This is a genomic window from Petrotoga mobilis SJ95, from assembly GCF_000018605.1.
Taxonomy (GTDB): Bacteria; Thermotogota; Thermotogae; order Petrotogales; family Petrotogaceae; genus Petrotoga; species Petrotoga mobilis.
Map to the genome: position 1 here is coordinate 1,308,655 of NC_010003.1, position 13,685 is coordinate 1,322,339.

Genomic DNA, 13,685 nt, shown 5'->3' on the forward strand with positions numbered 1-13,685 from the left:
CCACCCGTTTAAAGGAAGGGACCTGCGGTCCCTTAACCCAGCTTGCCTACCATTATGGAAGGGACATGTGGTTCTTAAAATCTGCTCCCCACCCATAATAGAATTAAAAATCGAAGGTTGCAAAGTAATCATCCAACGTTTCGGCTCGTCTTATCATTTTGAATGCTCTATCTTTGGTGAACAAATACTCAGCGGATCTTAATTTTCCATTATAGTTATATCCCATGGAGTATCCATGTGCACCGACATCATGAAAAACTAAGACGTCTCCACGTTTCAACTCTGGTAATAATCGATCTGTTGCGAGTTTGTCGTTATTTTCGCATAACGATCCTACCACATCGTACAACTCTGTTTTTTCATCGGAATTTTTATTTAATACCGTTATATGATGATAAGCCTTGTACATAGCGGGTCTCAGTAAATTTGCAGAGTTAGCGTCAATTCCAGCGTATTTTTTGTAGGACTCTTTTATATGCAAGACTTTTGTTATTAAGTAGCCATTAGGTCCAGTGATGTATCTTCCGTGCTCCATATATATCTTTGGAGGTTTTAGTCCATTTTCCAGTAAAACATTCTCATACAATTTTTTTATTTGGCGTGAGATGTAGTATATATCAAGTTCCGTTTCTTCGGGTTTATAAGGTATACCAAAACCGCCGCCGAGATTTATAAATTCAAAATCTATCACCAATTTTTTATTCACTTCCACAGCGGTTTCAAAAAGAAATTGGGCGACTTTTATTATATTTTGAGGATTCAATTCATTTGAAATCAACATCGCATGCAGTCCGAATCTTTTAACCCCATAATCTTTGAGCCTTGCGAATCCGTTTATTAGATCCTTTTTAGGTACTCCGAATTTTGATTCCTTTAAATTCCCTATTATCTCGTTTCCAAAATCCCCGCCTGGATTGTATCTGATGGACACCAAATCAGGCAACTTATATTTTTCTTTTAATAAATCTATATGGCTTACATCGTCAAGATTCAAAATGGCGTTTAAAGATAAAGCCTTTTCATACTCTTGCAAAGGGGTATCGTTGGATGTAAATAGGATCTCGTTATTCACAAATCCACTTTTTTCTGCTGCCACCAGTTCTGCCATTGAGCTGCAATCTACTCCACAACCTTCTTCTTTTGTAATCTTTAATATGTTGGGATTAGGGGTTGCCTTCACGGCGAAAAACTCTTTGAAATCAGCCCAAGAAAAGGCATCTTTTAATGTTTTTATTCTATTTCTTATACCTTTTTCATCGTAGAGATAAAAAGGTGTTTGTACGCTCTTTAATAGATTATTTAACTCTTTCTCTGAAAAGGGAAGTTCTTTTTTCAAACCCCGCACCTCAATTCAATTCCCTGTGTTTTTGAAGTATTCTAATTGCATTGGTAGCAGCACCAACTCTTATATTATCCGCTATAACCCACATCAAAAAGGTTTTTTCTTCGATCTTTCTTATTCTAGAGACAAATGTAATATCACTTCCCGCAACTTCTATGGGAGTAATTTTTTCCTCGTTGTACTCGACGTTTGGAGTCGATTCAACCAATTTCATAATCTCATCAACAGAAGAATCCAACTTCGTTCTGAAGAAAACCGATTCGGAATGACCGTAGAGTACAGGCACTCTAACGGTTGTAGGGAATACTTTAATTTCTTTGTCAGAAAAAATTTTTCTAGTTTCGTTTATCATCTTTTCTTCTTCAAAAGTAAGCCCGTTTTCCTTTTTTTCACCAATCAATGGTATAACGTTGTTCTTTATGACCTTTGGAAAATGTTTCACTTCATTTATCCCTTTTTCTTGGTTTAAAAGCTCGATTATGCCCTTGTTTCCAGCCCCAGATACCGCCTGATATGTAGAGACAACTATCTCTTTTAAACCTAAATCACGATGTATGCCGTTAAGGGCTAAAACCATTTGAATGGTTGAACAGTTAGGGTTCGCAATTATTCCTCTGTAATTTTTCAACAACTCTGCATTAACCTCTGGAACGACAAGGGGAATCTTTTCGTCCATCCTAAATTGTGATGAATTGTCTATTACAACATTCCCTGATTCTTGCGCTATGGGGGCGAATTTTTTTGACACCGAGGCACCAGCCGAGAAAAAAAGGTAGTCATACTTCTCCTTCATACTATCTTCTTGCAACTTTTCCACGGTGTATCTTTTAGAACCTACTTTGATCTCTTGCCCTTGAGATCTTTCCGATGCAAACAACCGTAATTCGGAAATTTCGTTAATTAGTTTGTATTCTTCAAATAGCTTCAAAAATGTTCTTCCTACCTCACCGGTAGCTCCGACAACTCCAATTTTCAAAAAAAGCACCTCCAAAATCAAAAAACCTCTCACTGTGGAGAGGTCTTAATAATAAGAAAATATATTTTTCTCATTTTTAGCGGCTCTCCACGTTCTTCACGTGACAGTTATGCAGGTATTCCCCACATACCCAGAAGTCCGAAGATGAGGGTTTTCTTCTTACTTCTTCGGCAACCTCGCCTTTCGCTTCTTCCAAATTACCCTCTTTTAAAAGAAGAAGTTACTATTCTCGGTTGCGCCTCCGCTTTAAATAATTAATTTTGTTATAAGATAACATATTGAAATAACACAAAGAATAAATAAAAGTTACTTTTCCATTTCGTTTTAAATTAAATCTATCATATAAGGTTTTAGGAAATGATGGACAACCGCCAAGATTGCCACACTTATAAAAACAGATAGAAATGCATTTAAACTAAATCCTGTTATACTCAAACTCAGTGCTGTACCCGCAGCGGGTGGATGTTCTGTATCGATGACAACCATAAGAAATATAGACAAACCTACGGCGAGGGCATACGATAAATTAGAGAATACAAAATTACCGTTAAGGAAAAGAGAAAAAATACTTCCGCATATAAATCCTACCGCATGTCCACCAACCAAGTTTCTAGCCTTAGCGACCATACTTTTTGGCATCGCAAAAACTATGAAAGTCGATGCCCCTAACGAACTAACTATTATAGGCCTGTCTTGAACATTCAAAATCAAAAGTATGAAAAAGATCGTGATGGTAGCCAATAAACTTTGAAAAACATACTTCTTCCAGTTCTTTTTAAACTTTAAAAAAATATTAGAAATTTCATTCAATTATAAATTCCCCCTAAGGGAACATAAATTTAAAATGTCTGACCAAAACCGAACCAGACCTGTCCTTGTAAAGCCTCATCCCATCCATATCCAAAGCCAATTTGACCCAATAAAGGAACTGTGAATCTTAATCCGCCACCAAAAGACAAGATACCACCACCAATAAGGTTACTGATGTCATCTTGAGCGCTACCGTAATCAAAATAGGCAATGAGATCCAATGGGACTTGACCCGTGGCAAGCTCGTAAGCCAATTCTGTGTTGAATAAAAGTAAATTTTCTCCTTCTTGTTCGTAAAAATCAGAAGTCCTTACAGAGTACATCCCTCCTACATTGTACTGATAATGCAGGTTAGAATCGATGTTAGAATTATAGACGGTACCCAGTTTCAGTCTACTTCCCAATGTGAATTTATAGAAACTGTAAAACAGTTTACCTTCAGTGTTGGCACCAACATAGTAATTGGCATTGCTTGTTTCAACCCCACCGATACCGTTTATTTGGAAATATTGACCATTATAAGGCCTATAAGGGCTGTCTAAGCTATTGTATAGATACCCGATTGAACCAGAAAGTAGATTAAGATTACTTTCATCCAATAATTTGTAGTTATTGTAGGTAAAGGAACTTGTTATATAAGAGAAGTCTTGTATACTGTATCTTGGAGCAACAGATAAGGACAGATAGTTCGTCGCATCTTCTCCGATGTTCGAATAATACTCTCCATCACCGCTTACCGTATAATGTATGCCGGCGCCTAAATCAAGATCACTACCAGCCAACTTAATAACATCGTAATCGAACCCAAAAGAATAGTAATTCCCCAAAGGATTCAAATCTGAGTTGAGAGAAAATGTTTGTCCGTATCCAAAAGGATTTAACCACTGAACCTCAAGCTGACCAGTAAAACCTTGATACCATTCTTGACCTTCTTCTGGTAAGCTCCAGGTGACACCACCCATTAATTTTCCGAGTTTTTCGCTTTCTATGGGGGTTATCCTAAAGCCTATCACATCTTCGGCTTGCTGAATAGGTTGTATCATAACATCTTGAAAAAATCCTGTTCCCATGAAGGATGTGTAGGTATCTTGTAATTTTTGCTGGTTGACAACCTCGCCTGGTTTTATCTTCACTAAGGACTCAACTATGTACGGTTGGGTTTTAGCGGTTGCCTCTTGAGTTATTTCAACCTCTCCAACCTTAGGTTCCGTTATTTCGAAAATTAATGCCTCATCTTGGTATTTAGGGATAATTAACGTGTAAATATATCCATTGTCGTAATAAGCCTTTTGGAGGTTATCGTAAGCGTAAAGAACGTCTAAGTTACTCACAGGGTTTCCTAATGGAACAAACTCATTCACAACCTCATTCAATCTGAAGTCTTCTAAACTTTCGTTTCCGACAAAAGATATTTTGTTTATTACTACTGGCTCTTGGGGAATAATTTTTCTTAAGCTGCCTTCTAAAACCAGTAATAACTCTCCACCTTTATTTTCTTCTATTTCGGTTACTTCGAAACGTAAATTCGTGTCAGCGGAGAAAAACGGAATTTGATTTAACGAGTTCAATATGATCTGAACCTTTTGAAAACTTGGGTAGGTTTCTTTGGCGTTGGGTCTAAACAAGAAGAACTTGCTATTCCAATCTTTTCTAAAATCAAAACCGATTCTTTCCTTTATGTTTTCTTTATCCAGTTGAGATAATTCTCCCCTTAATTCTAAATCCCAAAGAGAATACTCTTTAACGATGAAAACCAAGGTATCTGATGAATATTCTTTATTGTTTATCTCAGTTGCCTCTAAGGTGATCTCATCTCCAGACATTTTTAGATTAGAGTATATATCAACGAATTGGTAACCGTTTTTTATGTACAAATCTTGTATATTTTTCATCGAGGTTTGAAAATCATTTAGACTCAAAGGGACATTGGTATTTAAACTGATCGAAGAACGAATATTTTCTTTGTTGATCAATTCATCACCTAAGATCTCAACTTCGTAATTTGTTACAATAGGGTTGGGCTTAAATATGAATTCCAGATTCCCATTTTCGTCCAAATTGTAAGATACAGAGGTAAAATAACCTGATTTTAATATTTCTTGTATAGCCAATCTAATGTCTATATCTCCTACATAGGAGCCTTCTTGTATACCATAATTTGTTAACACCCTTTCCACATCCGTTGCTGCATAAGATATGTCAACATTGTAGGAAATGTCGTTTAAAAGGGTTATTGAAAATGCGAATCCTGCGATGAGAAAGACGGTAAATAGTAGAAAATGTTTTTTCATATTAAAACCTCCTAATTTTTTGTAGTTTGTTAGCGCCCTTATACCCGGCCTCCCACGCTTCTTAGAAAGGGACCTGCGGTCCCTAACCCGATGGGGGGTGGAGGGCTCCGCCCTGTGACCCTTTTAAAACATTTTTTTGTAAGCTGCGCTTAGTCGTTATTTGCGCCCCTTCGCCCCGCAGCCCACCCATAAGGAAAAGAGATCTTTCCCTTTCACCCCGCTCCCCGCCTTTTTAGAAAGGGACCTGCGGTCCCTAACCCGATGGGGGGTGGAGGGCTCCGCCCTGTGACCCTTCCAAAAACAAAAGCTGATTTATAAAGCGTATTTTTGCGCTCTTATACCGCGCCTCCCACGCTTCTTAGAAAGGGACCTGCGGTCCCTAACCCGATGGGGGGAGCCCACTATTGTAGTTACTTTAAAAGATCTCCCTTATACTGATACTTCAAATATGCCTCATAACTCCATGGGCAAGTTTTTTGAAAAAATAGTGCCAAAGCCTTAGCGTACTCTTGAATTTCCCATTGTGCGTGAGAAGACGCCCTTAAATCCAAGAAATGCATTAATGCTCGGGCATTGGTAGTTAAATAAAACTCAGTGTATTCCCCTACGGGTAGTATAATACGTGCCATTTCTCTAGCTACACCCATATTTATAAGTTTTTCATAAGCCTCGTAACTTTTTTGGTAAACTTCTTCTATAATTTCAAGAGCCTCTTCCTTATTTGCCGTGAGGCTGCCTTCTTTCCCTTGTTCATCAGAGTATGTATTACTACTCTGTTTGTCTTTTGTATCCTGTACTCTGATATGGTCAGGGACATAAAACTCGTTGACGTTTTTTGAGGTGTATCTTCTGCTTATCTCATTGGGAGACATTCCTATCCTATGGCGAAACCATTGCCTAACAACAAAGATGGGTGCTTTTACATGAAATGTAAAAGTAATATGTTCAAAGGGAGAGAGATGCCCATGTTCCATCAAGTAGTCTATGAGTTTCCTATCTTTCTCATCGGTAGATATATCTTTTCCGTGTGAGACTCTGGCAGCCCTAACCGCTGATCTGTCATCTCCCATCATATCAACAAGGGTAACAAAGCCTTTATCAAGCACTTTGATAGATTCCTTACCTGCCGTGAGGCTGTCTTTCCTTGAACCCCCTTCGGGGCGTTTGGGGTTATTTTCTTCATCGGTTATAGTCAATTTTTTTCCTCCTTACTTGTCGTGAGGCTGTCTTCCTTTGAACCCCCTTCGGGGCGCTTGAGGTTGCTTCCCTTACTACCAAATCTGAATACTATATAGAATATAGCCAAAATCACTATAAATAATGGCAACAGCGTGGTCAAAAAATTTCTCGTAGTGAGTTTTCTGTCTATAGTGTTCAGAGTTTCTTTTAAATCAGAGTTATCTGGATCGTACATGAGCGCTTTGGTTAAATAAATTCTTGAAATTGTCAAATTGTCAGTGGTGGATCTATTACTCTCGTACAAAGTTGTTCCAAGTTTAGCTAAAGCTTCTGCATTCTCAGGATCGAGATCGATAGCGGTTTTATAATAATTGATCTTCTGAGAGTTCGTTTCCGAAATATCGCCCAAAAGCTCATAACTTTTCGATAGAACAGCTTTTTTATTAGAATTTTGAAGAATCCAGTCGACAATTTTTCTTGATTCTGATTTTTCATCCAAATTGTAATACGAAAGGGCTATTAAAAACATGATCCTTTCATCTTTTTGTGAAAGATTCACATAGTTCATTGATAGTTGTTTAACGTCTTCATACTTGCCTAATTCAAACGCTTCAATTATCAGTAATTCATGAATGTCTCTGTTTAAGGGATAAGAGAAATGAACTTTTTCCAAATTTTTGAATATATTCTCTTTTTCTTGAGGGCTCGCCGTTTCCCACATTAGAACCGATCTGTAATAAGTAGAGAAAGGATTCTCCCCAATTGTTTCCTCTATTATATCAATGGAACTTAAAATTTTCTTAAACGCTTCGGTATTTTTGGATTTTTGGTACACTTCATAATTCATTAAAACATTGAGGGCGTTAACGATCACAGAATTTGGATAATTATTGGTTAATATCTCAATTCTATTGATACTTTCTACTTCGTTACCGGGAAAGTATTCAGAAAGAACGTTCAAAGCTGCTGAATCATCGGGTTTTAAAGAAGGAAGAATATAAGGCATAGTTTGATTAGCAGCTGTTTTGTATTCTTCGTTACCTGTTTCATAATATTTTAAATATAAGCCTAAAACGTTTAAACTTCTTTGGGATGATACTAATAATTGGTCACTATCAAAATTGTAAACATAGCTGTCCAAATTACCAGCATAGATATTCAAAGTTATAAAAAAAATGCAAAGTATTAGAAATGATATTTTTTTAAGAAGTCGAAGCATGTGTCAGTTCTCCTAATTATTTTTTAGCGCCCCTTCGCCCCGCAGCCCACCCATAAGGAAAAGAGATCTTTCCCTTTCACACCGCTCCCCACCCGTTTTAAGGAAGGGACCTGCGGTCCCTTAACCCAGCTTGCCTACCATTATGGAAGGGACCTGCGGTCCCTTAGACTTTGGTGGGGGAGTGCTCCACCCTGTGACCCTTCTAAAATCAAAAACTTTTTTATAAAACTATCTATAGTCCCCTTCGTCTCGTGACCCGCCCTGGCTGTTTATCGGGAAACATTTGATTCCGATTGATAACCGTGAGGAACTATTTCATCATCCTCGAGTTGGAACACTACCTTGGTAATTGGCTTTGTCGGCATAAATTTTTTCTTGTGTATGATTATTTCAGTTCCGGGATATGCCACTTTTTTTGCGATGATAAAGGCAGATTCTTTAGATGATTGGATTTTATTTTTAATCATTTCGAGCTTTTCTTCATCATCCTTTACCTCTGACATGAGCATTTTATAGGTGTTGAAAGATTTCTTGTAGTATTCTAACCTGGCTTCGTCTATTTTGCCTTTTTCTTTTAGAGCTTGGATTCCTTTGATTATAGAATTGAGTTTCCTAAGATTCTCCATATCGAGGGCAATTTTTTGCTCTAATTTGATTAACTCTTCGTTTAGATCAGGTAAAACCCCCACTTCACAGACAGTTCTAACACCCATTTCACTTCCTAAAATTTCCGCTTCGATAAGGTTAGTGGCTAAAATATATCCACCAGAAATCTTTCCAGCTCCTCCTTCAACAATGACGTGTTTCCCTGCCTTGATGTTAGAGTTGACGATGGCTGTTTTAACAATTACATCTTCTTCCGCTTCAATATTGGCGTTTTCAACGTAGTTGCATCTTAAAATTTTAACTTTTATAGAACTTTTACCTGCACCTTTTATTCCGAATATGGTGGCTTCCCCTTCACAAAACACTGAAGCGGATTCAACTACACCTTTGATCTCTAAATAAGTAGTAGCTTCAACATGAAAACCTGATTTAACATCCCCATCGATGATTAACTTCCCGGGGAAACGCACATTACCCGTAGAATAGTCTATATTTCCTTCTATCTTATGCTCGTCAGAAACATCTAAATTTATCTCACCATTCGATGTTTCTTTACTGACAAACTTTCCATCTATCTTTGAAATTATTTTATTGTTGTTTACTTCAACGTTATTACCTAGCTTTAGTTTTAACTCTTTTCCCACAATACCTTCGATCTTTTCCCCCCGTACTGTTCTTCCTGGTTCGCCTTGCGTTGGAGGAATTATCTCAGCCAATATATCTCCTCTTTTTACTATTATCAATTGGCTACTTTCTTTTAAGTCAACATAGCTATTTTCGGTACTGTTAAGCTTTTCTTCAATATTTTGCTGAAAGATTAGCTGTGCGTCCTTTCCAACCTTGGGTGGTATTCCATATGCAACAACGTATTCCTTATCAAATCTAGGTTCAGAGACGATTTCTTCAATAGTTTCTGATTTTATTCCTACTATCACACTTTTATCTTTTAGAAAAGCCTTTATTCCGCCAATAGTAGGTGGACGCCCATCGTCTATTAATTTCAAAGATGCCACCATTCCATCTTCAGAGATACGCAGATCGTATTTAGCCAATCTAGACTACCTCTCTTTCACCATAATATTACTTTCCCTTTCCAATTATCTATCTTGTATCTGGAACTTGTAAAGATGTTAAAATCTTGGGCTATTTCTTTTTTTATTAAGATGATTTGAGGTTTCAAATATTTAAAAAATTGCAAACCAACCTTTTCTAAAAACTTTGCTGGAATATCTTGTGGAATTCTAAGCAAGTCTTTTTTGTAATATTTAAAGTATTTTTGGGTTAATTCTTCTCCAAGTATCTCAACTAAACTCTTGTAATTTTTCTGTTTGGACTCCTCTTCGTATCTTTTTGATTCTTCTAAAGAAAAAGAGCAACCACAGTAATTTTGGCGATAAATATTGTAAGTTTTACATATTTGTGCTGCCATATGAACACCATTATTCGATCTGAAATTTACATACTTAAAAGACGGATTTTCTTCCATATCCAAATTATCAGTTATTTCTAAAATATCGTCATGAGACTTTCTAGGGGAAGCAAGAAGAGTCGTTGAATAGATAGAAAAATTCATCCGTTTAGCTTCAGATTTGGTCTTTTCAAGCCTCAACTTCATACATTCATAACATCTGTTCGGGCTGTGTTCTTTCCCCTTTATACGTTCTAAAAACTTATCAGGTTCATAATCTCCTACGTAGAGTTGGAACCCCCAAATATCTCTTAATTTTTTAACTTCCTCAAATCTCTTGGAATATTCTTGAAGGGGATAAATATTGGGGTTGTAAAAAAATACAACAGGTTCGAATCCCTGTTCTACTAATTTCCTGTAAGAAACCGTTAGATCAGGTGCACAGCAAACATGTAAGAAAATCTTCAAAATTCTATCTTCCCTTCTATTTTTTCTATCGTAGATGATGGAATACCTAATTTCTTTAGATCATCTAAAGAGCTAATAGGTTTAATAGCCCTATACTCGATAATTTTCTGGGCAGAAACTTTTCCTATTCCAGGTAAACTTTCCAATTCTTCACTGGATGCTTCATTTATATTTATTTTTTCATCAACAATTTCATAAATAACCTCTGAAAGATAAATATAATCTTTAATATTTGAAAATGTTTTTTCACCGATCCCAGAAACGTTCATAATATCTTCTATTTCTCTAAAACCCTTCTCTTGCCTATAATTTATAATCGCTTGTGCCTTGGCGGGTCCGATTCCAGGTAATCTGATCAACTCTTCAACTGACGCCGTCAAAAGGTCTATTTTATTTTCCTGATAAGAATTAAGTCTATCCTCTTCACCCGATTGATATCGATCAACCGTTAAAATTCCAAGCAAAATTATTACAATTATACTTAATACTGGGAAAAGAAGCTTTTTTCTCATTCAGTTTCTACTCCGGTAAAGTAGATACCTTTAGTGAATCTGTCTGCTATACTCAGTCCAGTTAATTCAAAAACAAGCTCTTCATCCATGTTTTTCAAATAAGTTTGTGCCTCGTTGTAGTCGTCAAACAGGCCCACGAGTATCGCCCAATAATCTTCATTACTCTGTTGAAACTTACCGTTGAAAACAAAAGCGGGGATACCCCCTTGTCTTAACGCCATCGTAGGGAACATAGCTGGTGCTGGAGTAGTGTATAGGTAAATTTGAATGGAAAATAAGTACTGCTCTTCTGCTTCCCCTTCCAAAGAATAATCCGAACGGTACAAGTAATACTTGTCCCTATTTTGAAAAACAAAGTAAGGTATATCGTTGTTTAAAGCGTACAACGCCTCTTCAAAAACCTCGCGTTGATCGTAAAAAACTTTTACGGCACCTTCATTGTAGGGCTTTAACATTGTAACCGAGTTATTTAGCAATACTTGGTAATCAAGTTCTTGGATAGTGTAACTTGCCCTTGCCATTGTATTGCCAATCTCAATCTGTGGCAATACCAAGTCTTCTAACACCGCAGATTGGGAAGCTGATTCAACTTCGTTTAGTGTGTTTAGTTGATTATTATCTAACTCTTCTATTTTAAGCTCAAGATTTTTCATCTGGTTTTTTAAATATATCGTATACGTTGTCAGTGCGAAGGTTATCAAAGGTAAAATAAAAACAAGGATTAAAATAACTGAGAACCAAGGCGAATTATTTTTTGCCATTGACTACACACCTCTCAAAAGAGACTTAAACTCCAAAAGAAGATCTTTCAGCTCGCCAAAATTCAAAAGCAAATCCACAAAGCCATCCTCTTTAAGTAATATTTCTCTTATAGGCACGTTGTTCACTTTAGCCTTGATATTTTGGATTTTTGATGATTTCAGATCTTCGAAACTTCTGATCTTTTCAAATATCTCTTGAAAACTTTCTTCATGTATATAGCCGAATTTAAAACTCAAATACAAAAGAAACGCAAAAGACAAACTCTCGCTTTGAACGAAATCAGATTTTACGGAGGTATCTGCTATATATTTCATCAATTTGGTCCCAGGGAAAGGTAAATCATTAGAATAAAGCGATAAAACAAACTTAACAGCAGAATAAAGATAATCCTCTAAATCTAAACGGATGAAATTTTTGGAATACTTCAAAGATAAGCTGGCAAAGTTATTATCGAATAGAAGCCCCAAAATATACCCCAAGAAAAAATGGTTTTTCATATCTTTTTTATCTAAAAATTTGCAAAAATACGGATCTATATACACTAGATCGGGATAACCTCTTACCTTCAAAAAATTCCTAGTGTAATTCATATCTAAATAGAACTCTCCCGAAACGGGTAAATATATCATAGAAGACAGCGTTGTTGGCATAACTGTGAGGGTCCCGGTTGGAAAATCCAAAGTATGAAAAACGTAGCCAACCATATCTATCAAGGAACCTCCACCTATCACCACTAAATTGCTGTAACTACCTTCCACAATGACCTTACAAAGTTCTAAATATTTATCGAAATACTTGGTCTCATTGCCACCTTTTACATAAAAGATATTTTTATCAGTGCCTGGATTTAAATGATTTTTCAAATTGGAATCAATTATCATCAAAGTCCCGTATTTCGACGCGTATCTTTTGGAAAATTCTTTGTAATACCCTTGGCTTATATTAATATTAATGTCTTTTTCAATACCCTTTGAAAAACTAATACTTTTCATTTTTTTGTCCTTTTTACTTGATTTCGTCGATTTTATCGACACGCCTTTTATGCCTTCCACCTTCAAAATCTGTCGATAAAAACTTCACTACGGTCCAAATGGCTAAATCGATGCCCATAAGCCTACCTGCCAAAACCAAAACGTTGGCGTCGTTATGTTTTCTGGCGTATTCTGCCATCGATGGATACAAGCAAAGAGCGCCTCTAACGCCTTTGACTTTGTTCACTGCGATTGACATACCTATTCCAGTACCACAGATACCAATGCCGAAGTCAGCTTCACCTTTGGTTACCTTTTCACCAAGTTTTTTGGCATAATCAGGATAATCGACACTGGCATTGGAATTAGTTCCCAAATCTATTATATTGAATTTTTTCTCTAAAAGATAATTCTTAAGCTGTTCTTTCATCTCATATCCGGCATGATCGGAGGCAATTGCAATTTTCATGAAAATTCGCTCCTTTTTATAGCACTCTTATTAAGCCAACCATTTTTCCTTGTATCTTTAAATGATCAGCTTTGACCTTTATCTCTTTCATACTTTTATTCTCTGGGATAAGTAGCACTTCGTCTTCATTGAGTCTTTTGTACCTTTTAAGTGTTGCATCGTTTCCATCAATCAATGCAACCACTATGTCTCCATCCATTGCGTAATCTTGTTTACGTATTAAAACAAAATCCCCGCTTTTGATCTGTGCTTCTATCATCGAATTTCCTTCAACTCTGAGTGAAAAATATTCGTAATTTTTAGGGAAAAAATTGGTAGGTATGGGAATATAATCGCTAATTGTTTGTATAGCCTCAATGGCATCTCCTGCTGCTATCTTTCCTGAAACAGGAGCCAAAGTCTCAGTGGCAAAAATTTCTCCCGATTTTGGCATCATCTTTATTCCGCGTGAGACGTTTTTACGCTCTATATAACCCTTTTTTTCTAAAATTATGAGATGCTTATGTGCCGCTCTAGGGCTTTTAAAATTAAAATGTTTCATAATATCTCTGATACTTGGAGCAAAACCGTTTTTTTCCATATAAGATTTTATGAAGTCCAGGACCTGTGACTGCCTTTTTGTCAATTCCTCCATCTTTTTAACCCCTTCCATGCTTAATAATTATAATTATT

The 13,685-nt window shown here is 36.6% G+C and carries 13 protein-coding genes and 1 riboswitch; all 13 genes read right to left on the bottom strand.

Features of this window, described 5'->3' with window-relative positions:
- Positions 1-103: 103 nt before the first annotated feature.
- Positions 104-1,345, bottom strand: a complete 1,242-nt coding sequence (lysA, locus tag PMOB_RS06285; protein ID WP_012209041.1) for a diaminopimelate decarboxylase — start codon at positions 1,343-1,345, stop codon at positions 104-106.
- Between the two features lies 1 nt (position 1,346).
- Positions 1,347-2,318, bottom strand: coding sequence for an aspartate-semialdehyde dehydrogenase (locus PMOB_RS06290; protein WP_012209042.1), 972 nt, complete (start codon positions 2,316-2,318; stop codon positions 1,347-1,349).
- A 72-nt stretch (positions 2,319-2,390) separates the two neighbouring features.
- Positions 2,391-2,570: riboswitch (Lysine riboswitch) on the bottom strand.
- 72 nt (positions 2,571-2,642) lie between these two features.
- Complete coding sequence (locus PMOB_RS06295) at positions 2,643-3,128, bottom strand: HPP family protein (protein WP_012209043.1); 486 nt, start codon at positions 3,126-3,128, stop codon at positions 2,643-2,645.
- Between the two features lie 29 nt (positions 3,129-3,157).
- A complete protein-coding gene (locus tag PMOB_RS06300) occupies positions 3,158-5,419 on the bottom strand; it encodes a POTRA domain-containing protein (RefSeq protein WP_012209044.1) in 2,262 nt (753 codons plus the stop codon).
- 410 nt (positions 5,420-5,829) lie between these two features.
- Entirely contained in the window at positions 5,830-6,531 is a 702-nt protein-coding gene (gene thyX / locus PMOB_RS06305; RefSeq protein WP_041534349.1) for an FAD-dependent thymidylate synthase, read from the bottom strand.
- A gap of 80 nt (positions 6,532-6,611) precedes the next feature.
- Complete coding sequence (locus PMOB_RS06310; protein ID WP_012209046.1) at positions 6,612-7,817, bottom strand: tetratricopeptide repeat protein; 1,206 nt, start codon at positions 7,815-7,817, stop codon at positions 6,612-6,614.
- Positions 7,818-8,086: 269 nt separating this feature from the next.
- Positions 8,087-9,475 carry a DUF342 domain-containing protein gene (locus tag PMOB_RS06315; protein WP_012209047.1) on the bottom strand — a complete coding sequence of 463 codons (1,389 nt, stop codon included), beginning with the start codon at positions 9,473-9,475 and terminating at the stop codon, positions 8,087-8,089.
- A 17-nt stretch (positions 9,476-9,492) separates the two neighbouring features.
- Entirely contained in the window at positions 9,493-10,299 is an 807-nt protein-coding gene (locus PMOB_RS06320; RefSeq protein WP_012209048.1) for an epoxyqueuosine reductase QueH, read from the bottom strand.
- Positions 10,296-10,811, bottom strand: a complete 516-nt coding sequence (locus tag PMOB_RS06325; RefSeq protein ID WP_012209049.1) for a ComEA family DNA-binding protein — start codon at positions 10,809-10,811, stop codon at positions 10,296-10,298. Before PMOB_RS06325 ends, PMOB_RS06320 begins: the two co-directional genes overlap by 4 nt.
- Entirely contained in the window at positions 10,808-11,572 is a 765-nt protein-coding gene (locus tag PMOB_RS06330; protein WP_012209050.1) for a hypothetical protein, read from the bottom strand. Before PMOB_RS06330 ends, PMOB_RS06325 begins: the two co-directional genes overlap by 4 nt.
- Positions 11,573-11,575: 3 nt before the next feature.
- The gene (locus PMOB_RS06335; RefSeq protein ID WP_012209051.1) at positions 11,576-12,565 is read right to left on the bottom strand and encodes a dehydroquinate synthase/iron-containing alcohol dehydrogenase family protein; all 990 of its coding nucleotides are present in this window, start codon (positions 12,563-12,565) and stop codon (positions 11,576-11,578) included.
- 13 nt (positions 12,566-12,578) lie between these two features.
- Positions 12,579-13,013 (bottom strand): ribose 5-phosphate isomerase B, encoded by a 435-nt coding sequence (rpiB, locus tag PMOB_RS06340; protein WP_012209052.1) that lies wholly within the window; start codon positions 13,011-13,013, stop codon positions 12,579-12,581.
- 16 nt (positions 13,014-13,029) lie between these two features.
- Entirely contained in the window at positions 13,030-13,647 is a 618-nt protein-coding gene (gene lexA / locus PMOB_RS06345; protein WP_012209053.1) for a transcriptional repressor LexA, read from the bottom strand.
- Between the last annotated feature and the right edge of the window lie 38 nt (positions 13,648-13,685).

Coding starts and splice junctions, on each gene's coding strand:
- PMOB_RS06300 (WP_012209044.1), bottom strand. CDS start 5,419: ATGAAAAAACATTTTCTACTATTTACCGTCTTTCTCATCGCAGGATTC.
- PMOB_RS06310 (WP_012209046.1), bottom strand. CDS start 7,817: ATGCTTCGACTTCTTAAAAAAATATCATTTCTAATACTTTGCATTTTT.
- PMOB_RS06325 (WP_012209049.1), bottom strand. CDS start 10,811: ATGAGAAAAAAGCTTCTTTTCCCAGTATTAAGTATAATTGTAATAATT.
- PMOB_RS06330 (WP_012209050.1), bottom strand. CDS start 11,572: ATGGCAAAAAATAATTCGCCTTGGTTCTCAGTTATTTTAATCCTTGTT.
- PMOB_RS06335 (WP_012209051.1), bottom strand. CDS start 12,565: ATGAAAAGTATTAGTTTTTCAAAGGGTATTGAAAAAGACATTAATATT.
- rpiB (WP_012209052.1), bottom strand. CDS start 13,013: ATGAAAATTGCAATTGCCTCCGATCATGCCGGATATGAGATGAAAGAA.
- lexA (WP_012209053.1), bottom strand. CDS start 13,647: ATGGAGGAATTGACAAAAAGGCAGTCACAGGTCCTGGACTTCATAAAA.